This is a genomic window from Bacillus sp. 522_BSPC, assembly GCF_001076885.1.
GTDB lineage: Bacteria > Bacillota > Bacilli > Bacillales > Cytobacillaceae > Niallia > Niallia hominis.
Genome location: NZ_JVDT01000005.1, coordinates 1 through 20,460 on the forward strand (window position 1 = coordinate 1; position 20,460 = coordinate 20,460).

General features: G+C 35.5%; 19 protein-coding genes, 2 pseudogenes and 1 riboswitch. Of the genes and pseudogenes, 6 read left to right on the forward strand and 15 right to left on the reverse strand.

Features of this window, described 5'->3' with window-relative positions; genetic code table 11:
• Positions 1-11 precede the first annotated feature (11 nt).
• The 6 genes and pseudogenes from ADJ83_RS00425 to ADJ83_RS00445 all read left to right on the forward strand — a co-directional run bounded on the left by ADJ83_RS00425 (position 12) and on the right by ADJ83_RS00445 (position 4,677).
• Positions 12-1,367: a transposase gene (locus ADJ83_RS00425; protein ID WP_031536323.1), complete on the forward strand. Its 1,356-nt coding sequence runs from the start codon at positions 12-14 to the stop codon at positions 1,365-1,367.
• A 450-nt stretch (positions 1,368-1,817) separates the two neighbouring features.
• Positions 1,818-1,910, forward strand: a pseudogene (locus ADJ83_RS26755) (helix-turn-helix domain-containing protein); the annotation flags it as partial.
• A 126-nt stretch (positions 1,911-2,036) separates the two neighbouring features.
• Positions 2,037-2,672, forward strand: coding sequence for a LysR family transcriptional regulator substrate-binding protein (locus ADJ83_RS00430; protein ID WP_231512524.1), 636 nt, complete (start codon positions 2,037-2,039; stop codon positions 2,670-2,672).
• Between the two features lie 214 nt (positions 2,673-2,886).
• A pseudogene (locus ADJ83_RS00435) lies at positions 2,887-3,237 on the forward strand (urocanate hydratase); the annotation flags it as partial.
• A 35-nt stretch (positions 3,238-3,272) separates the two neighbouring features.
• Positions 3,273-3,503 (forward strand): hypothetical protein, encoded by a 231-nt coding sequence (locus ADJ83_RS00440; RefSeq protein WP_031536326.1) that lies wholly within the window; start codon positions 3,273-3,275, stop codon positions 3,501-3,503.
• A gap of 16 nt (positions 3,504-3,519) precedes the next feature.
• Positions 3,520-4,677: a tyrosine-type recombinase/integrase gene (locus ADJ83_RS00445; RefSeq protein ID WP_031536327.1), complete on the forward strand. Its 1,158-nt coding sequence runs from the start codon at positions 3,520-3,522 to the stop codon at positions 4,675-4,677.
• A 79-nt stretch (positions 4,678-4,756) separates the two neighbouring features.
• On the opposite strand, the gene sufB is transcribed toward ADJ83_RS00445, so the two are convergent.
• From sufB to ADJ83_RS00520, 15 genes are all read right to left on the reverse strand, one after another.
• Positions 4,757-6,154: a Fe-S cluster assembly protein SufB gene (gene sufB / locus ADJ83_RS00450; RefSeq protein ID WP_031536328.1), complete on the reverse strand. Its 1,398-nt coding sequence runs from the start codon at positions 6,152-6,154 to the stop codon at positions 4,757-4,759.
• 48 nt (positions 6,155-6,202) lie between these two features.
• A complete protein-coding gene (gene sufU / locus ADJ83_RS00455; RefSeq protein WP_031536329.1) occupies positions 6,203-6,631 on the reverse strand; it encodes a Fe-S cluster assembly sulfur transfer protein SufU in 429 nt (142 codons plus the stop codon).
• Positions 6,621-7,850 (reverse strand): cysteine desulfurase, encoded by a 1,230-nt coding sequence (locus tag ADJ83_RS00460; RefSeq protein WP_031536330.1) that lies wholly within the window; start codon positions 7,848-7,850, stop codon positions 6,621-6,623. The genes sufU and ADJ83_RS00460 overlap by 11 nt, the downstream gene beginning before the upstream one ends.
• On the reverse strand, positions 7,850-9,157 hold the full coding sequence (gene sufD, locus ADJ83_RS00465) for a Fe-S cluster assembly protein SufD (RefSeq protein WP_031536332.1): 1,308 nt from the start codon (positions 9,155-9,157) through the stop codon (positions 7,850-7,852). The genes ADJ83_RS00460 and sufD overlap by 1 nt, the downstream gene beginning before the upstream one ends.
• Positions 9,158-9,176: 19 nt before the next feature.
• Positions 9,177-9,971, reverse strand: a complete 795-nt coding sequence (gene sufC, locus ADJ83_RS00470; RefSeq protein WP_031536333.1) for a Fe-S cluster assembly ATPase SufC — start codon at positions 9,969-9,971, stop codon at positions 9,177-9,179.
• A gap of 547 nt (positions 9,972-10,518) precedes the next feature.
• Positions 10,519-11,364: a MetQ/NlpA family ABC transporter substrate-binding protein gene (locus tag ADJ83_RS00475; protein ID WP_031536334.1), complete on the reverse strand. Its 846-nt coding sequence runs from the start codon at positions 11,362-11,364 to the stop codon at positions 10,519-10,521.
• An 11-nt stretch (positions 11,365-11,375) separates the two neighbouring features.
• Positions 11,376-12,044 (reverse strand): methionine ABC transporter permease, encoded by a 669-nt coding sequence (locus ADJ83_RS00480; protein ID WP_031536335.1) that lies wholly within the window; start codon positions 12,042-12,044, stop codon positions 11,376-11,378.
• A complete protein-coding gene (locus ADJ83_RS00485; protein WP_031536336.1) occupies positions 12,041-13,063 on the reverse strand; it encodes a methionine ABC transporter ATP-binding protein in 1,023 nt (340 codons plus the stop codon). The genes ADJ83_RS00480 and ADJ83_RS00485 overlap by 4 nt, the downstream gene beginning before the upstream one ends.
• Positions 13,064-13,211: 148 nt before the next feature.
• A riboswitch (SAM riboswitch) is annotated at positions 13,212-13,317 on the reverse strand.
• Between the two features lie 282 nt (positions 13,318-13,599).
• Entirely contained in the window at positions 13,600-13,947 is a 348-nt protein-coding gene (locus ADJ83_RS00490) for a hypothetical protein (RefSeq protein WP_031536337.1), read from the reverse strand.
• 270 nt (positions 13,948-14,217) lie between these two features.
• Positions 14,218-14,529: a thioredoxin family protein gene (locus tag ADJ83_RS00495; protein WP_031536338.1), complete on the reverse strand. Its 312-nt coding sequence runs from the start codon at positions 14,527-14,529 to the stop codon at positions 14,218-14,220.
• Positions 14,526-14,879, reverse strand: coding sequence for a toprim domain-containing protein (locus ADJ83_RS00500; RefSeq protein ID WP_031536339.1), 354 nt, complete (start codon positions 14,877-14,879; stop codon positions 14,526-14,528). The genes ADJ83_RS00495 and ADJ83_RS00500 overlap by 4 nt, the downstream gene beginning before the upstream one ends.
• Positions 14,880-15,039: 160 nt before the next feature.
• Complete coding sequence (gcvH, locus tag ADJ83_RS00505; RefSeq protein WP_031536340.1) at positions 15,040-15,423, reverse strand: glycine cleavage system protein GcvH; 384 nt, start codon at positions 15,421-15,423, stop codon at positions 15,040-15,042.
• Positions 15,424-15,492: 69 nt separating this feature from the next.
• Entirely contained in the window at positions 15,493-15,849 is a 357-nt protein-coding gene (locus ADJ83_RS00510; protein ID WP_031536341.1) for an arsenate reductase family protein, read from the reverse strand.
• Positions 15,850-16,116: 267 nt separating this feature from the next.
• Entirely contained in the window at positions 16,117-17,904 is a 1,788-nt protein-coding gene (locus tag ADJ83_RS00515) for an acyl-CoA dehydrogenase family protein (RefSeq protein ID WP_035416173.1), read from the reverse strand.
• Positions 17,905-17,906: 2 nt separating this feature from the next.
• Positions 17,907-20,270 carry a 3-hydroxyacyl-CoA dehydrogenase/enoyl-CoA hydratase family protein gene (locus tag ADJ83_RS00520; RefSeq protein WP_031536344.1) on the reverse strand — a complete coding sequence of 788 codons (2,364 nt, stop codon included), beginning with the start codon at positions 20,268-20,270 and terminating at the stop codon, positions 17,907-17,909.
• Positions 20,271-20,460: the final 190 nt, after the last annotated feature.

A 20,460-nucleotide genomic window follows, 5' to 3' on the forward strand; every position in this document is an offset into this window, starting at 1 on the left:
GAAGACTCCCTATGACTATTATACGACAAGGAAGCCTATTTGACATACAAGAATTATACGAGTTAGAACCTACCCAACGATTTGAAGCTATTTTTTCTGCTATTGACATTGATCCAATCTTCGCTGTGGTAACGAAGAAATCACGTTTTGGTAGACCTGTGGAGCTAAATTACGCTGCAATGATCTATTCTTTAGTCGCTAGAATAACTGAACGTATTCCATTTGTTAAAGACCTAGTTAAGCGATTAAAGAATGATATGATATTCCGGCTCGACTGCGGTTTTTTAGTTTCTGATTCTGTACCGTCTGAAGCTGCTTATTCAAGAATGATTACAATCATCAGTGAATCAAATATTTTGGAAGAAGTACAAGAGATTCTTCTCAAAAATGCGATTACTGAAGGATTCATTACAGACGATACAGTCGCAATTGATGCAACTCACTTTGAGGCCAAAGATCAGGCTCCACCAAAAAAAGAGAAACCTAAAACTGAACTTAAGAAACGTGGTCGCAAATCAAAGGAAGAGCGAGAACAATGGTTGATTGAAAAGGCTGAACATGAAGCCAATCTCCCTCTATTTGAAAAGAAAATTGAAGAACAGTTAGATGTTCCTTTAGCCGACCTTCGATCTGAGATTCCTCAGGCCCCTCAATGGGGTGTAAAGAAAAATAGTGAAGGAAAAAATGTTTTTTGGTACGGTTTTAAAGCTCATTTAGCTGTTGGAACAACGAGCCAATACATTTTTCAATCTCTGTTTTCTTCAGGCAATCTGAATGATGGAAAAGCCGCAATCCCCTTGTTAAAAGGGATTCATGAGCGTGTTAAACTTTCAACTCTACGTTTTGGAACAATGGATGCTGGATACGATTATGAGCCTATCTACACGCAGATACATCTAATGGGACACCAAGCAGTGATTGCTTATAATAAACGGAATGAGCCTGAACTTATTGGGTTTGATAAACATTTTGCACCAACATGTTTCCGGGAACACTCCTATCGGTACGATAGCTTCGATACGAAATATGAAACACTAAAATATAAAAGTCCGAAGGAATGTAAAGATTGTCCTTTAGCTGATGAAGGTATCTGTCAAAAAGTATACAAAGTTAGGATTACAACAGATTTAAGAAAGTACACGGCACCAGCCCGTGGTTCAAAATCATGGAAGACAATTTTTAAACGACGTACAGCTGTTGAGCGTGTAAATGCCTACCTCAAGGGATATTTTCAGCTTAACAATGTTCGATATCGTACTGGAAAACGTGCCAAGGTTCATTTTGATCTTGTAACTTTAGTTTATAATGCTTCAAAACTAGCCGTAGACCGCTTCAATGCCATGTTAAATCAACAACAAGCTGCCTAAATCAAAGGCGATGATAAATCTATTAAGTTTAGCCTTGTTGATTGGAGCAGAAGGCGGCGACTCCTGCGGGAAAAGCGTGTCCAGGTGAGACCCCGCAGGAGTGAAGCGACGAGGAGGCTCACGGACCGCCCGCGGAAAGCGCCCGCCTGGAGCGGAAATCAACAACAAAGTTCGTAGGGTTAAACTTAAAAAAATCCTATATTTATCTTAGGGATACTCTAAACTTTTTTAAAACAGGTAATTATGAAATTGATTCAATTAACATAATATATAATTACAAATATATTTTTCTTATGTTTTTATAAGTTCTGTTTATAAATGATCTTACTCGATTTGGTTGTAAAAGAACTATACAAGTCAAAAAATATTTTTTTGCTATCTTCCTATTTCCTATTATTAATCATGGGGTGTTAAAAAGTTGATTTACGTCAATTACGCTATTTCGTTACCATAGTCGATGAAAAAAGCTATACTCGAGCAGCTGAATTGCTCCATGTCTCTCAACCATCATTAAGTATGGCTATTAAAAAGTTGGAAAAACAACTAGGATTAATATTATTCGAGAGAAATACAAGGGATATGTGTATTACGAAAGAAGGAAAAGTTTTATATCACGAGGCAAAAAAGTTATTATTTCATTTTGAACATATATCGAACGAAATGACTCGAATGAAGATTCAGGGTCCACTCGAATTATCAATTGGTCTGATTGAATCAACCATGTTTTGGATACCAAAGGTTTTGGCGACATATAAGAAAGAACATACGGATGTACGCGTAACAATATTGGAGAAATTAAGTTTGAACGATGTAATAGAAGCCATTCAAAATTTAGACATTCACCTAGCCATTACGAATCAATTTATTGAACATGAAACGATTGAAACTGTTCCTATTTATAACGAGAAATTAGTTGCTCTCTTACCACCAAATCATCATTTGGTACAAAAAGAAATAATAGAAATGGATGACATGGCTGAGGAAAGCTTTATAGTTTGTAAGGAAGGATTTCAAACCCGTAATGATATTTTAATTGCTTTTAAAAAATCAGCAATAAAGCCAAACATACAATTTGAAATTGAACGTTTCGAAACTGCATACAATTTAGTTGAAGCAGGTCTTGGAATAACAGTTGTCCCGGAAAATTATGTCACGCATTCTAGTAGAAATAATTGCATTATAAGAAATATCTATGCCCCAAACATATCAAGAATTGTATATTTGGCGTATGATAAAAACCGGTATTTGCCACCGTTAGTTATAAAATTTATCAATCAAGTACAAGCATTTTTCAACACAAGATGAATGAAATTTTTAATCAATAAAAATTAAGATTTATATATTTTTCCTTTTTCACAAGTAAATTTGAACAAAACTATAAATATAATTTCTATCTCATTCCTGATTTTTCTATATTTTACATAGGTTATGAAGATTACAATATGGATAAGAGGGAAAGCCACTTGGATGGGTGCATACCTTTTTATTACATTACTTCATCTAAAAGGGGAGATTAACAATGAATAAAACGATGATAAGAGCGCCTAGGGGAAATGAATTAACTTGTAAGGGCTGGACACAAGAAGCTGCGCTACGCATGCTTATGAATAATCTTGATTCGGAGGTAGCTGAAAATCCGGATGAGTTAGTTGTATATGGAGGAATAGGAAAAGCAGCACGTAAATGGGAAAGCTATGACCAAATTATTGCTAGTTTAAAAGAATTGGAGAATGATGAGACTTTACTCGTCCAATCTGTTAAACCAGTGGCTGTTTTTCGTACTCACGAAAATGCCCCTCGAGTGTTAATAGCAAATTCAAATCTTGTCCCTGCTTGGGCAAATTGGGAGCATTTTTATAGTTTGAAAAAATTGCAACAGGGCTAAATATTCCATCTATTGATTTAATGAAAGCTGCAGGATATATATCTATAAAAGTAAATGGGTTTTCAGACATAAGACAAGAATACTTTGAAAATGGTGTATTACGAAAAAATGATGAAGAAAATGATGAAGAACAATTTGAACTCGATTCTTTATTAACTTCCGATCTTCATATATTTTTTCAGGACAGGCTTCTGACAACAGAAGAAAAATCAAAAATAAAAAGCCTTATCGAAATTGTTTTAAAGGATTGAAAGGGGAAAAAGCAGCATGGCAAACTTCAGAAAGCTTCCTAGTGGAAAATGGCAGGCACGGGTTCACAAGGATGGAAAATTAGTAAGCCTTGGCACATTCAGAACAAAAAAGGAAGCAGAAATTGAAGCAGCAAAAGTTGAAGAAAGAAAATATTATGGGCAAACAATAAATGATCGAAATATGCTTTTTGATGAGGTTGTGAAAGATTGGCTTGAACATAAAAAAGCTAATGTAAAGGAATCAACATATACACAAATTGAAGTAGTTATAAGGAATCACATTTTGCCCACTTTTGGACATAAAAAAATCATGATGATTCATAGACCTGAAATAAAAAGATGGATTGCTTCATTTGGTGAACTTGATGAAAACGGAAAAGAAAAATACTCATTTGGTTCAAGGTTAAAATATCTTTCCCATATGAAAAGCATCCTACATTATGCTGTTCATGAACTTGAAGTGCTTGAAAAAAATCCGGCTGATAAATTAAGAGTTCCAGTACAAGACTCTGTTGCTATAAAAAAGGAAAAAGTGAAATATTTCAGCCTAGAAGAATTAAATCAATTATTGGATTTCATGAAAGCATATAAGCATCAACGCTTTCCTGAATATCAGCTTTACTACGTGCTTATGTACTTTTTAAGTAAAACCGGTTTAAGGATATCCGAGGCATTAGCTTTAAGATGGGAAGATATTAATGGTGATAAAGTAACCATAGCTAAACAAACAAGTCGTGATGATAATAACAATGTAAAATTGACAACATTAAAAAATTCTTCATCATATCGGACGATCAAGATTGATAATGATTTAGTACGTGAATTGAAGAAGTTCAAGATGAAGCAAAATGAATTGATTTTAGGAAATCCAAGATTCCGCAAAAATGAAGATGGCATTATCTTTCAAAATTATAACGGACATTATTTAACACCTTCTATCATCCGTGAAACAATGCAAGATTATTGCAAAAAAGCCGGTGTTGATTATAAAGGCACCCACGCCTTTAGGCATACTCATGCAGTCCTGCTGGTTGAATCGGGGGCAAGACTTGAATTTGTATCAAATCGATTGGGACATAAAACCATTAAAACAACAGCGGACACTTATCTTGATATTACCGAAAAAATAGAAGAAGACGAACTTCAAAAGTTCGCCTCCTATACTAAAAGATGAGTTCAACTTGGCACGAATTTGGCACGCCACCAAGTTGGCTCGATATAAAATCCCCTCAAATCTAAAGGTTTTTTGGATATTAACCGATAGAACCTTCCATTTCGAACTTGATTAGACGGTTCATTTCAACTGCATATTCCATTGGTAATTCTTTTGTGAATGGCTCGATAAAGCCCATTACGATCATTTCTGTTGCTTCTTCTTCGGAAATACCTCTACTCATTAGGTAGAATAATTGCTCTTCAGATACTTTCGAAACTTTTGCTTCGTGCTCTAATGAAATATTGTCATTTAAAATTTCATTGTATGGAATAGTATCGGAAGTAGACTTGTTATCCATGATTAATGTGTCACATTCGATATTGGAACGGGCACCATCGGCTTTACGTCCAAAGTGAACAATCCCACGGTATGTTACTTTTCCACCTTGTTTCGAAATAGATTTAGAAACAATGGTAGATGATGTATTTGGAGCTAAGTGAAGCATTTTTGCTCCAGCATCTTGGTGTTGTCCTTTTCCAGCAAGAGCGATAGATAAAGTCATTCCTCTTGCGCCTTCCCCTCTTAAGATAACAGCAGGGTATTTCATCGTTAATTTAGAACCAATATTTCCATCGATCCATTCCATTGTAGCATTCGCATCACAAACAGCACGCTTTGTAACTAGATTGTATACGTTATTTGCCCAGTTTTGAATCGTCGTATAACGGCAATATGCATCTTTTTTAATAATGATTTCAACAACCGCACTATGAAGAGAGTTAGTTGTGTACACTGGTGCTGTACATCCTTCCACGTAATGCACACTTGCACCCTCATCCACGATGATTAACGTTCTTTCAAATTGTCCCATATTTTCAGAGTTAATACGGAAGTACGCTTGTAATGGCGTATCCACTTTAATTCCTTTTGGAACATAAATGAAAGATCCACCAGACCATACAGCTGAGTTTAAGGCAGCAAACTTATTATCTGTAGCTGGGATAACTGTTGCCCAATGTTCACGGAAAATATCTTCATTTTCTCTTAATGCAGAATCCGTATCTTTGAAAACAATCCCCATTTTCTCAAGATCTTCTTGCATATTATGGTAAACAACCTCTGACTCATACTGAGCAGACACACCAGCTAAGTATTTTTGCTCAGCTTCTGGAATACCAAGCTTATCAAATGTTTGTTTGATTTCATCTGGTACTTCATCCCAAGATCTTTCTGTCTTCTCTGATGGTTTTACATAATACGTAATTTCATCAAAGTTTAAAGCAGATAGATCGCCACCCCATTGTGGCATTGGCATTTTATAAAAATGCTCTAATGATTTCAAGCGGAAGTCTAACATCCATTGTGGTTCAGCCTTCATTTTTGAAATTTCTTCAACGATTTCTTTCGTTAATCCACGTTTGGAACGAAAGATAGAAACGTCTTTGTCTGAAAATCCATATTTATAATCCCCAATTTCGGGCATCTTTTTTGCCATTTCATTTTCCTCCATTCTACATGCAACCTTGGTGGTAATCCTACGAATTTAACCTTCGTTTATCCCTTTTTCCATTGCCTTCCAAGCTAGTGTTGCACATTTGATTCTTGCAGGGAATTTACTAACACCTTGAAGTGCTTCAATGTCCCCCAAGTCCATATCATCCGCGTAGTCTTTTCCTTGAATCATCTCAGAGAATGACTCAGACATTTTCAACGCCTGCTCGACTGTCTTTCCTTTAATTGCTTGTGTCATCATGGATGCAGAAGACATGCTAATAGAGCATCCTTCTCCATCAAATTTCGTATCGACGACAACCCCATCTTCCAATTTCATTGTTAGAAGAATGCGGTCCCCACAAGTTGGATTATTCATATTAACGGTCAAGCTACCTTCAAGAACTCCTTTGTTCCGAGGATTTTTATAATGATCCATAATAACACTTCTATAAAGAGAATCTAAATTATTAAAAGACATCGCTAAAATACTCCTTTGTTTTGCCAATCCCTTCCACAAGCTTATCAATATCTTCTTCCGAATTATATAGATAAAAACTTGCACGAGCGGTTGCAGAAACATTTAGCCATTTCATTAATGGTTGTGCACAGTGATGTCCTGCACGTACAGCAATTCCTTCAGCATCCAACACTGTTGCAACATCATGAGGGTGAACATCTTCAATATTAAAAGTGATAACGCCAGCCCGATTGTTTGCACTTTGCGGACCATAAATTGTTAAACCGTTAATAGAAGACATTTTCTCTATTGCATAGGCTGCTAATTTATGCTCATGTTCCGTTATATTCTCTAAGCCGATTTCTTCGAGGAAATCAATTGCAGCCCCTAATCCAATAGCACCTGCAATAATCGGCGTCCCTGCTTCAAACTTCCAAGGAAGTTCTTTCCAAGTAGATTCATATAAACCGACAAAATCAATCATTTCCCCACCAAATTCAATTGGCTCCATGTTTTCTAAAAGATGTTTCTTTCCATAAAGTACCCCAATTCCCGTTGGACCACACATTTTATGAGCAGAGAACCCAAGAAAATCACAATCCAAATCTTGCACATCAATTTTTACGTGGGGAGCGCCTTGGGCTGCGTCTACTACAAGAACAGCTCCATTTTTATGCGCTATCGCAGCTATTTCTTTTATTGGATTAATAACTCCTAGAACATTAGAAACATAAGCAATAGAAACTAACTTTGTTGCCGGAGTAACTGTTTCTTCCACATCAGCAATCGCTACCGTGCCATCTGCTTGAAGAGGCAAATATTTTAGTGTTGCTCCCGTTTTTTTAGCAACTTGCTGCCATGGAATGATATTACTATGATGCTCCATCGGGGTGATGACTATTTCATCCCCCTCTTTTATATTTTCCATCGCATAGCTTTGTGCAACTGTATTAAGAGCTGTTGTAGTTCCGCGAGTGAAGATAATTTCTTCTATCGAAGAAGCAGAGATAAACTTTCTTACCTTTTCCCTTGCTCCTTCGTAAGCATCCGTCGCTTTTGTCCCTAAGGTATGAACGCCACGGTGAACATTAGAATTATACTCTCGATAGTATTTTTCTAATGTTTCAATTACCTGGACAGGTTTTTGAGAAGTGGCCGCACTATCAAGATAAACCAAAGGATTTCCATTGACTTCTTGGTTTAAAATCGGAAAGTAAGAACGAATATGTTTACTATCCATTATCTTACTTTCCTTTCAATTACCTCTACTAATTGCTTTTTAACACCTTCAATTGGCAATTGTTCTACAACTGGAGCAAGGAAACCATGAATAACTAATCTTTCTGCTTCATGTTGTGGAATACCACGGCTCATTAAGTAATACAATTGTAAAGGATCAACTCTACCAACAGATGCAGCATGGCCTGCAGTTACATCATCTTCGTCAATTAATAGAATTGGGTTTGCATCGCCTCTAGCTTTTTCACTTAACATCAGAACACGAGACTCTTGCTCTGCATTTGCTTTCGTAGCACCATGCTCGATTTTTCCAATACCATTGAAGATAGAAGAAGCTTTATCTTTCATTACACCATGCTTTAAGATATAGCCTTCTGAGCTCTTACCATAATGAACTACTTTTGTTGTAAAGTTTTGCTTTTGATCTCCGCGACCAACTACTACTGATTTTGTGTCACCATATGAGCCATCGCCCATTAGGTATGTGGTATTATCAGAAATTGTATTACCATCATTCATGAAGCCTAATGCCCATTCAATTTTAGCATCACGACCTGCAACACCTCGGCGATTTACATACGTAGTAACACCATGCGCTAAATTATCAACTGCCCCATATTGAACTTTTGCATTTGCGTTAGCAATTACTTCTGTAACAATATTGAACACTGCTTCTTCAGGATCAACGGTAGAAACATAGTTTTCTACATAAACAACAGAACTATTATCTTCTGCTACAACAATAACATGGTTAAAAAGGTTTGCTTCTTTGTCATCATGTAAGAAAATAGATTGAATTGGTTCTTCCACTACTACATTTTTAGGAACATACAAGAATACTCCACCATTTAAAAGAGCCGCATGTAAAGCCGTTAATTTATGTTCATCAACTTTAACAGCATCTTTCATAAAGTATTTTTGCAATAAGTCACTATACTCTCTGGCTGCTGTGAAAATATCAGTAAAAATTACGCCACTTTCTTTTAATTCATTCGAAACAGCTAAGAAAGTTGGACGGTTATTTCTTTGAATATAAAGTGTTTTATTCTTTTCTAAATCGATAAGTGCTTTTACTTGTTCTGGCAAGTCATTTACATCAGAAAAATCTTCACTGCTTACAATGTGTTTTTCAAATTGTGTAAAGTTCCAGTTTTTAATATTTGTTTTATCCGGTCTTGGCATTGGAAGAGAATCTGCTTGTTCTAATGCATTAACACGCAGCTCCGTTAGCCAAGAAGGTTCGTTCATATCTTTCGAAAAAGAGGAAAGATATTCTTGGTCAAATGGTAATTTAATATCCGTTGTCATTGGTCAATCCTCCTAACAATTACGCTTCTTGTTCAACAGTTTCGTCTTCAATACCTAGCTCTTTTTTAATCCAATCATATCCTTCTGCTTCTAGGCGTTGTGCAAGCTCAGGACCGCCAGATTTAACAACACGACCTTGCATCATTACGTGAACGTAATCAGGAGTGATATAATTTAATAACCGTTGGTAGTGAGTAATGATTAAGCAACCAAAATCTTCTTTACGCTCTTCACGCATTTTGTTGATTCCTTTTGAAACAACTTTTAGTGCATCAATGTCTAAGCCAGAATCAATTTCATCTAAAATTGCAATTTTAGGGTTTAACATCATTAATTGAAGAATTTCATTACGTTTCTTCTCTCCACCAGAGAAACCTTCATTTAAATAACGCTGTGCCATATCTGGATCCATTTCTAGATAGTCCATGTTTTCATCCATTTTGCGGATAAACTTCATTAATGAAATCTCATTTCCTTCGCCTAAGCGGCTGTTTAAAGCAGAACGTAAGAAGTCAGCATTTGTTACACCACTTATTTCGCTCGGATATTGCATCGCTAAAAATAGACCTGCACGCGCGCGCTCATCTACTTCCATTTCCAATACATCTTCGTCATCAAGGCTTACTTCACCGCTAGTTACTTCATATTTCGGGTGACCCATGATTGCAGAAGATAAAGTAGATTTACCAGTTCCGTTTGGTCCCATGATTGCGTGAATTTCTCCACCTTTGATTTCTAAGTTAAGACCTTTAATAATTTCTTTTTCTTCGATTGAAACATGTAAATCATTAATGACTAATTTAGGTTGACTCATATTATAATACCTCCATAGTAAAAGAAGTTTTGTTCACAAAATTGTCGAAACTTCATTATCAATTTATTATCATTCTAATCTTATAACAAATAAAAACTGATAGCAACCTATTGCTTCCAGTTCTATAAGGAAAATTATCATAAAAACAAAATAAATACACTTCATCCACTTATCAATATCTATTTATTCGTTATTTTGGAAACGATTTCTTTCCTTATTATATTACATAACATTACTTTCGTATAAATGATAAGTACTTTAAACTATACTATTTATTACTAGCTGTCAAATTCTGCACTAATATAGTGCATCGTTTTAGTATTTATACACGTATTGAATTTAGCCCTAGTACTTATTGGAAATGGAATCCTCCCTTTAAAATGAGAAAATCTTCATTGGAAAACAACTTTATTTTGAAACATCATAAAAAAATGTCCCTATAAAGACCGATACACAAGCTATATCCATTATTGATAGAAGCGACTTCATTCTCAATTGGATATTTGCTTTATGTTTTGGTCTTTTATAGGAACATCTTCTTTAAATCTTATTCACTAACTGGTACAACTGCACCTTTATATTCTGTATTGATGAAATCTTGAATTTCTTTTGAATGAAGTACTTCTACCAATGTCTTAATAGCTTCTTTGCTTTCATCTCCTTTACGAACGGTAATGATATTCGCATATGGAGATTCACTTCCTTCAATTTCAATTGAATCTTCCACTGGGTTTAAACCTACATCTAATGCATAGTTTGCATTGATAACAACTGCATCCCCTTCATTGTTATTGAAGATTTGAGGAAGTAATGATGGCTCATAATCTGCTTTTAATTGAATATTTTTTGGATTTTCTACAATATCTTCGATTGTTGCATTCACTTTATCAATTCCATCTTTTAGTTTAATTAATCCACCTTTTTCTAAAAGAGAAAGCACGCGGCCATGTTCAGCAACTGAATTACTTAGAATGATTGTCGCTCCATCTGGAAGCTCATCTAAGCTTTTATATTTTTTTGAGAAAACTGCCATTGGCTCAATGTGAATAGCACCTGCATTTACAAAGTCATATCCATTATCTTTAATTTGTTGATCCAAATAAGGGATATGTTGAAAATAGTTAGCATCTAATTCTTTTGATTCTAATGCTTTGTTTGGCAATACATAATCTTGGAAAGTAACAATTTCCAAATCAATTCCTTTTTCTTTAAGAATCGGCTTAGCTTCCTCTAAAATTTCAGCGTGCGGTACATTAGAAGCACCTACCACTAATTTAGTTGTTTCTTTTTCTTCGTTAGAAGCACCACTCTCATTTTTATCTTCAGACGATCCACATGCAGAAAGTACAAGTATAAATGTCAAAGCAATTAATAATGTCCATAATTTTTTCATTTTTATTCTCCTTATCTTTTATCTAATTTTTTTGTTATATAATCTCCAATAAATTGGATGATAAATACAATAATTAATACAATAATGGTTGACACGAGTGTTACATCACCATTACCTCTTTGGAACCCTTGTAAGTAAGCTAAATTCCCAAGTCCCCCTGCACCAATAATCCCTGCCATTGCAGTAGATCCAACTAGCGCAATCGTAGTTACCGTAATTCCTGAAACAAGTGCTGGCATAGATTCTGGCAAAAGAACTTTAAAGATAATCGTAGTTGGTTTTGCTCCCATTGACTTTGCAGCTTCGATGACTCCTTTATCTACTTCACGAAGGCCGATTTCTACAAGTCTTGCATAAAACGGAGCAGCTCCAATTATCAAAGATGGTAAAGCTGCTTTCGGTCCAATCATCGTACCGATTAAGAAAGTTGTTAATGGTATTAATAAAACCAATAAAATAATGAAAGGGATGGAACGAAAAATATTAACAATTGCACTAATCACTTTGTTAACAAAAGCATTATTCCACATATTCCCTTTACCAGTTAAGAATAAAGTAATCCCTAGAATAATTCCGAGTATAAAGGTAAAAATAATCGAGAATCCAGTCATAAAAAGGGTTTCTACTGTGGCTTTCCACATTATTTCCCAATCTACATTTGGCAGTAAACTTTCGGTCATCCTTCGATCACCTCCACACTAATTTCTTGAGAATGAAGGTATTGAATAGCTTTCTCTATTTCTTCTTTCTCTCCATCCATATGAATATACAAAGTTCCATACGATCCATTTTGCGTCGGAGAAATTTTCCCTTGAATGATATTCACCGAAACAGAAAAAGATCGAATTAGATTTGTGATAACAGGCTGTTCTGCACTTTCACCAACAAATCCTAGCATTACCAAGCTTCCAGTTTTGTATTGCGCTATTAAATGATCAATTGTGTCCTTCGCTTCTTCTGGCTCAATGACTTGTTGAACAAAACGTTTGGTGATTTCTTTCTGGGGCTTTTTAAAAACATCAATAACAGGTCCCGTTTCTACTACACTCCCCTCTTCCATTACAGCAACTCGGTGGCATATCTTCCGAATAACATGCATTTCGTGTGTAATAAGAACAATTGTAAGACCAAGACGCTTATTAATATCCACTAACAAATCTAAGATGGCATCCGTCGTTTGCGGATCCAATGCTGAGGTGGCTTCATCACAAAGAAGAACTTTTGGATCACTCGCAAGTGCTCTTGCGATGCCAACACGCTGTTTTTGACCACCACTCAATTGTGAAGGATATGCATCTTCTCTTCCTTCCAATCCTACTAGCTTGATTAACTCAAGCACTTTCTTTTCTCTTGCTGATTTTTTTACGCCTGCTATTTCTAAAGGAAAAGCGATGTTTTCTTTTACCGTTCTTGACCACAGCAGATTGAAATGTTGAAATATCATACTGATTTCTTGTCTCGCCTTACGAAGCTTGCTTCCTTTAATTTTAGAAACCTCATGTCCTGCAACCGAAACACTTCCTTCAGTAGGAATCTCCAATCCGTTCAGCATTCTGATTAATGTACTTTTTCCTGCACCACTATATCCGATTATTCCAAATATCTCTCCTGAATGAATGGTTAAGTCTACGTGATCGACTGCAGTGACCTTCCCGCTTCTAGAGGTATATATTTTTTTAACTGCGTTAACATTAATCATATTGTTCACCTACTTCTATCTAAAATTCCACTTTATCGATAACTATTTTAAAATAGTTTTTAACAAAGTACATCATATCATTCCACATAATAAAAAAACCTTTCTGCAAGATGAGCAGAAAGGTTTCTATTATTAATAATATCCCTTTCTCTCATCTATCAAAGCTAAACGCTTTGTGTGAATTGGCACCGTTTCAGTATACTGACGGTTGCCGGGTTTCATAGGGCACATCCCTCCACCTCTCTTGATAAGAGTTTCATTATCGATATGAAATTTATAATTCGCTAATATGATAGATGTAATTTACCACTTACTGATATTCGTGTCAACACATTTTTTAATATAATATTTTTTCTGAATTTTCCATTAAATACTGTTAGATTTTCTAACATAATTAATTCGATAAAAAAAGGGGGATATAAGAGAGAAAACGAGAAAGAAAGAATCAAAAAATAACCTGAAATCTCAGTCCCTTTCTGGAAGAAAAGGGGGATTTCAGGAAAAAGGAAAGAACTATTCTTTTAGGATCCCCCTACTTAACCGATTCGTTTTTCAGGCGGTGAATTGCATAAGAAAAGCAGAGATTCTAATAAAAGGATTTTTCTTAAAGATCCATCTAATTGAATCAATCCGTTCTTTTTTGCTTCTCTCAGAAGAATCTCTCCACTTGCAATGGAGTGAATACTTTCTCTTTCCCCCATTAACCATACATCTGGATTCTCCTCTTTCATCCTTCTCCATGAAAAATGATTGTTCCTTACCTCCATTAAATAGGCAACCTTTTGACATGATATTGCTAATGAAAAAGAAGTGTTTCGTAATAATGGTTTTAAAGACTCTTTACGGTTCAACTTATCTACAAAACTTGTCATCCACTCCTGCAAAAGCATCTCCTACTTTCTGCCGAACAATCTTATATTATTACTTATTCTTGCAATAATAGAAAAAACCTGCTTTATAAGAACAATCTTTTTTTAATCCTAGAATTAAAATCCGTATTGGTAAGCTTTGCTTTGGGATAGATAGAGTCTTTTTAGAATAAGTGATTTGTTACTGTTACCTTTTTTTAGTAAACTGGCTTTTATGGATGGTGCCACTTCGTTTATCCACCAAACCATAAAAGAAAGACCCTTTCTGTCTGAAAAAGAGTCTTTCTACTTCGTATATTTATTGATAACCTCTACTAAATGAGGAACCGATTCGAATCTATACAATTTTTCCTTTAGCAATCCCTCTTCTACAATAACTAAACATGGTACACTTTCGACTTCGTACTCTACCGCTAATTCTGGTGCATAATTCAAATCCATTTTTCCTAAATGTAAATCTGGCTTCATTGTATGTAATATTGTTAGCATTTTAGAAGCAACCATACATGTTCCGCAAAGGGGAGTATACAAATAAAGACATACAAGAGGAGCATCCTTGATTTGTTTCTCCCATTGGTCGATCTTCCAATCTATCATAATCCATTCATCCTTGCATCTAAATATTTTGCATTAATCTCAATGTTTGCCTGTAATAATAGTGTTGCTAAATGATGTTCAGGAGAGGTAGCAACTTCTTTGTACTTCCGATCAATATAAAGAAATTCTGCTTCTGGAAGCTCTCTTTTAAACTGCTTTCTTATCTTATCTCCAGATTTGTCTGCATCCACTAGAATATACACATCTTTATCCATTAATTCTTCTAATAATTCATCCAGCTTCGAAACGCCAATTGTTCCATTTGTGCAAATAATATCCACCGGTTCACGTACAATTTTTTCTACTTTTCGTTTATCCGATTTACCTTCCACAATGATTACTTTTTTCATTTTGATCACCTAAAGGAGTTATTTGATATACTTTAACATATTCAAACTTAAAGAGAAAGAAGTAGGTTAATGAAACAATTTTCAACTTAATATTTATCTAATTAAGCACTCAATTGAAGAAAAGACATCGGCAATTTACCGATGTCATCATTACTAAGAATTATCCTTCATTCGTCATGTCCTCATATTGCTCTGCAGTCATTAGTGTTTCAATGTCTGCTTTATCACTTGGTTCAATAATTACCATCCAAGCATTTTCATAAGGAGATTCGTTAACATACTCTGGATTATCACTAAGATCCTCATTTACTTCTACTACTTTACCGCTGATTGGAGCATATAATTCCGAAACTGTCTTTACAGATTCTACACTTCCAAAAGGCTCATTCGCAGTTACTTCATCGCCTACTTCCGGTAGTTCAACAAATACGATATCGCCTAATTCAGATTGTGCAAAATGTGTAATTCCTATACGAGCATTATCTCCTTCAACTTTTACCCATTCATGTTCTTTTGAATATCTTAAATCCTTTGGTACCGTCATTATTAACCCCTCCGTAAAATCATATTTGCCCTTTATCTTAGAGCCACCTATTAAAAAAAGCAGGTAATGTTATGCCCAACTTTCTTTAAACATTTCTTCTTTAAAGCCTAATGTAACTTTATTTCCATCTGTCGTTAAAGGTCTTTTTATTAACATGCCATCAGAAGCAAGTAAATCAAGCAGTTCGTCCTCTGATGATTCTTTCATTTTATCCTTTAATCCTAGATCTCTGTATTTCTGTCCAGACGTATTGAAGAATTTCTTTAATTCTAGACCACTTTTTTTATACAAATCCTCTAATAATTCGCGGGAAGGAGGATTATCGACAATATGTACTTCTTCATATGACACATGATTTTCATCCAGCCACTTTTTTGCCTTACGACAAGTTGAGCATTTTGGATACCAATAAAAAGTAACTTTCATTCCATCACCCATAATCTATGTATTTTATAACATCCAACTAAATATTATCACAATTTTATATAAAGTGAAACTTCAATAAAGAAGACCTCTACGGAACTTATCTCCTAACTAGATTTCTCCATTCATTTTTGCGTTATGCAAAATGGAACTTCTTCTCTTTTGAAAAGGAAGATAACCATAAAGTTATTGGGTTGATACAAGAGAAAGGTTCTTCATGATAGTAACCCAAACTGTCTGAAGAACCTTGAATCATTCTTATCAATAAAATTATACCTGATATCCACCGGCTTTTAATATACATTTAGCAGCCTCTCTCTTACTTCTAATAATCGGCTTTGGCGTAAATCTAGTATATTTCTTCAATACGGAAAGGGATAATCTTAATTCATCGCCGCTAAGCATATATGCTAAAGTATCTGTTGCCTCTAAAATCACTTGTTGGAAGGCTTCTTGGCAATATATTTCCGTATATAATAATTTTTGCATTTCATCGTTCTTGCCCTTTATCATCGCCTTTTCCGTTCTTATAATACAAGAATCCATCGCAAAGACAGCATTGATTAAATTTGTTAGATTCACCATAATCTCTTGCTGTTCTTCCAATTGTTGCTTATATTGTCTCAGCATCATTCCAAATAAGAGATAGGTAATTTTTCTTGCATTGGAGAGGAGCATCTTTTCTTGTGATAACGGTTTTCCATCTGGTTCATCCGGAAGATAGGAAAGCATCTCTTTTTCTGTCATCGCTGCTAGGGACAAAATGGGAAGCTCACCTTTTAGGCACTTTTTCGCCAAGGTAGGAGGTATCATTAACCTGTTTATTTCATTTGTTCCTTCAAAGATACGATTGATTCTTGAATCGCGGTACATTCTAACAATATCATAGTCTTCCATAAAACCATTACCACCATGAAGTTGAACACATTCATCTACAACCATATCTAATACTTCTGATGCAAAAATCTTATTTAAACTACACTCAATTACGTATTCATTAATAATTTTTGCCATTACTTTCATTTCTACATCGTCCGATAGTTCATCCATTGCTTCTGAAAGCATTCCAGCTGTTCGATAAACAGTGCTTTCTGCGGCATAAATATAAGAAGCCATCGTCGCATACTTTTCAAGTGTTAGAGGAAAATGAGCTATTGGGGTGGAAAATTGTATTCGTTGTTTTGTATAGGCAATCGTCTTTTTAAGGGCTTCCTTGCTAGCGCCAATAGCTCCAAGGCCTAGTTTATAGCGCCCAATGTTTAAGATATTTAATGCAATTAAATGGCCTTTTCCTACCTCTCCCAATACATTTTCAATGGGTATTTCTACCTGATCAAAACGGACTGCGCAAGTTGATGAGCTCTTGATTCCTAATTTTTTTTCTTCTTTTCCCACTGACACACCAGAAAATTCTTTTTCAACGATAAAGGCAGTAAAATACTCTTGATCGACTTTTGCATATACAATAAATATATCTGCAATTCCAGAATTCGTAATCCATTGCTTTTCGCCTGTTAAACGATAATGTGTGCCTGCCTCATTTAAAACAGCCTTTGTTTTTACACTAAGCGCATCTGATCCGGCCGTAGGTTCTGTTAATGCGTAAGATGCTATTTTTTTACCGCTAGCTAATGCTGGTAAATACTTTTCCTTCTGCGCTTTATTTCCAAATAAGACAATCGGCAATGAGCCAATTCCTATATGGGCACCGTGCGTAACAGAGAACCCCCCTGCCACAGACATCATTTCCGAAATAACTGCTGTACTAATTTTATCCAATCCCAAACCGCCATATGCTTCAGGAATATCTGAGCTTAAGAGTCCTAACTCTCCTGCTTCTTCCATCAATTGTTTCGTAATTGTAAATTGATGATTTTCCATTTCAGCTAAATGTGGCAACACCTTTTTTTGCACAAATTCACTTGTCATTTCTGCAATCATTTGATGCTCTTCTGTAAAATCCTCTGGTGTAAAGATAGCGTCTATGGTGATTGGTTCTGTTAAAAAACTTCCACCCTTTTGCATAGTAATCCTTTCCTTCCTTTCAAGGTTTTTCATCTTTATTTCGCTGTCAATGGCTTCCCTGTTTGTAATAAATGCAGCATTCTTTGCTGTGTCTCTTGTTTTCTAATCAAACGAATAAAAGCTTCTCTTTCTAGGTCTAATAGATAATCCTCCTCTACCAATGCTCCACAATCTACATCGCCGCCTGTAAGAACTGTTGCAAGATTGCTTGCAATGAAGGCATCATACTCCGATATAAACCCGATTTTTTGTAGCTTTACTATTTCCTTCATTAAGAATTGATAGCCATTTCTACCTGACACAACAATTTTTTCTTTTTTTGGAGGGAGATAATTTTCATTGGCTAATTGTAGGACTGCTTTTTTGGCATCTCTTAATATAAATCGTTCATTATTGGTTATCCCATCCATCTCCGTAAAAAAGCCTATTTCCTTTGCATGGGCGGCAGAAGTAGCAACCTTAGCTGTTAAAATCGTCTGAAATACCTCTCCTGTAAGCTTTAGTAAATCCTCCGTTGAAGAACTTGGCTTTTTTCTCCATTTATTACAATACAATTCGGTTGTTCCTCCACCACCTGGAATAAGCCCAACCCCTGTTTCCACAAGACCAATATACGTTTCTAAGGAAGCTTGCACCTTGCTTGCCGCTAGACAAATTTCCGCTCCTCCCCCTAATGTTTTTTGATAAGGAGCCGCTACAACTGGCTTTTTGCAATATTTTATGCGCTTCATTGCTTGCTGAAAACGGCGGACGGCTAGCTCTATTTCAACAGTATCTTCGTTTTGTGCTTCTAGAAGCATCAATGCTAAATTTGCACCGAGGCTAAAACTCTTTTTTTCACTACCAATAATCAACCCTTTAAATTCCTGCGCCTCTATCAATGCTATCGATTTCTCAATCATCGTCAGAATATCGACACCAATACTCATATTTCTACTGTGTAATTCAAGCAATAAGACACCATCCCCTATCTCTATTAGACTTGCTCCATCATTAGAAAGAAGGGGATCTCTTTGCTTTTTACTTTCTCGAATGCTTATTTGATCCATACTTTTTGGAATGGGCAAATATTGTCCTTTATGATAATAATGCTCCACCCCATTAATTTCTTTATAAAATTGGTCAAATCCATGATCAATCATTTCTTTGATCCATAAAGGAATATCCATTAATTCTTCTTCCATTCGCTCGATCGTGTTTTTTAGAGACAATTTATCCCATAAACGAAACGGACCATTTTTCCAGTTAAAACCAGATTGAACAGCCTGATCTAACTCATAAATGGAATCTGTTATCTCACCAGCCATTTTTGCAGAGTAAAGCAAAAATGGGGCAATTCCATTCCATAAAAAAAATGCTTTTTTATTTTTTTCCTGTAAAAACGATGAAAGAGGCTTTTTAACCACATTTTCTTTCGTTGCTGTTAAATCCTTGTATGTGAATGTATGATAATCTAAAACTTTTAATCCTTTTTCTGTTTTACTATAAAACCCTTTTCCAACTTTTCTACCAAGCATCTTCTTCTTAAGCATTGCTTCTAGCAAAGCTGGGATTTGGTACATCTCTATTTCTTCTGCCATTTGCATTTTTCCTTGCATATTTTGAATGACCTGATAAAAAGTATCTAAGCCAACCATATCTAAGGTTTGAAAGGTGGCACTTTTCGGGCGGCCAATTAGCGGACCAGTTAATTGATCCACTTCATCGATTGTTAAATCAGCCTTCATCATTTCTTTCACAATGTTTAAAAAAGCATATGAACCAATTCGATTCGCAATGAAATTAGGAGTATCACTGGCTTTTACTACCACTTTTCCTAATGTCTCTTCAGCAAAATCACTTATGATTTTCACCACTACGGGGTCAGTTTCTTCTGTAGGAATTATTTCCATCAATTTAATATAGCGAGGCGGATTAAAAAAGTGAGTCCCTAAAAAGTGTGCTTGGAAATCTGCAGAAAGAGTCTCTTTCATTTTATTTATGGAGATACCAGAAGTATTACTGCTAACAATTGATTCTTTTTTTCTATATTGATCTACCTTTTTAAATAATTCCTTTTTTATTTGAACATCTTCAATTATCGCTTCAACTATCCAATCTACTTCCTTCAGAAGTGATAAATCATCCTCTAGATTCCCTATTGTTAAAAGCGATAAATTATGAAAAGAGGTGAGTGGACTAGGAGAATCTGTTTTCATTTTTTCGATGGCAAGCAGTCCATATCTATTTCTTACCATCTTATCCTTTTTCGTTAATCCTTTCTGTTTCTCTTCTTCTGTTAACTGATTTGGCACAATATCCAGAAGAACGGTAGAAATGCCTGCATTAAGAAACTGTGCCGCAATCGCTGCACCCATTACTCCAGAACCAATAACCGCAGCTGATTTTATCTCTTTCACCTTACTTCCTCCTTGAAAATTAATTAAGTTTCGATTGGCTTTTGTGTTTGTATTTGTTTGGCTGTTTTCGTAATGTTTGTTGCTATGAACCGCAGCCTGAATACACTTCGCTTTCCACGGGGCGAGTGGCGAGCCTCCTCAGCTACGAGGGCACTGAAAAACTGATAGCTATTGATGATTGATTGTAACC

Coding starts and splice junctions, on each gene's coding strand:
- sufC (WP_031536333.1), bottom strand. CDS start 9,971: ATGAGTCAACCTAAATTAGTCATTAATGATTTACATGTTTCAATCGAA.
- ADJ83_RS00425 (WP_031536323.1), top strand. CDS start 12: ATGACTATTATACGACAAGGAAGCCTATTTGACATACAAGAATTATAC.
- sufD (WP_031536332.1), bottom strand. CDS start 9,157: ATGACAACGGATATTAAATTACCATTTGACCAAGAATATCTTTCCTCT.
- ADJ83_RS00445 (WP_031536327.1), top strand. CDS start 3,520: ATGGCAAACTTCAGAAAGCTTCCTAGTGGAAAATGGCAGGCACGGGTT.
- gcvH (WP_031536340.1), bottom strand. CDS start 15,423: ATGACGGTACCAAAGGATTTAAGATATTCAAAAGAACATGAATGGGTA.
- ADJ83_RS00500 (WP_031536339.1), bottom strand. CDS start 14,879: ATGAAAAAAGTAATCATTGTGGAAGGTAAATCGGATAAACGAAAAGTA.
- ADJ83_RS00430 (WP_231512524.1), top strand. CDS start 2,037: ATGAAGATTCAGGGTCCACTCGAATTATCAATTGGTCTGATTGAATCA.
- sufB (WP_031536328.1), bottom strand. CDS start 6,154: ATGGCAAAAAAGATGCCCGAAATTGGGGATTATAAATATGGATTTTCA.
- ADJ83_RS00515 (WP_035416173.1), bottom strand. CDS start 17,904: ATGAAAAACCTTGAAAGGAAGGAAAGGATTACTATGCAAAAGGGTGGA.
- ADJ83_RS00495 (WP_031536338.1), bottom strand. CDS start 14,529: ATGATAGATTGGAAGATCGACCAATGGGAGAAACAAATCAAGGATGCT.
- ADJ83_RS00475 (WP_031536334.1), bottom strand. CDS start 11,364: ATGAAAAAATTATGGACATTATTAATTGCTTTGACATTTATACTTGTA.
- ADJ83_RS00480 (WP_031536335.1), bottom strand. CDS start 12,044: ATGACCGAAAGTTTACTGCCAAATGTAGATTGGGAAATAATGTGGAAA.
- ADJ83_RS00460 (WP_031536330.1), bottom strand. CDS start 7,850: ATGGATAGTAAACATATTCGTTCTTACTTTCCGATTTTAAACCAAGAA.
- ADJ83_RS00440 (WP_031536326.1), top strand. CDS start 3,273: ATGAAAGCTGCAGGATATATATCTATAAAAGTAAATGGGTTTTCAGAC.
- ADJ83_RS00510 (WP_031536341.1), bottom strand. CDS start 15,849: ATGAAAGTTACTTTTTATTGGTATCCAAAATGCTCAACTTGTCGTAAG.
- sufU (WP_031536329.1), bottom strand. CDS start 6,631: ATGTCTTTTAATAATTTAGATTCTCTTTATAGAAGTGTTATTATGGAT.
- ADJ83_RS00485 (WP_031536336.1), bottom strand. CDS start 13,063: ATGATTAATGTTAACGCAGTTAAAAAAATATATACCTCTAGAAGCGGG.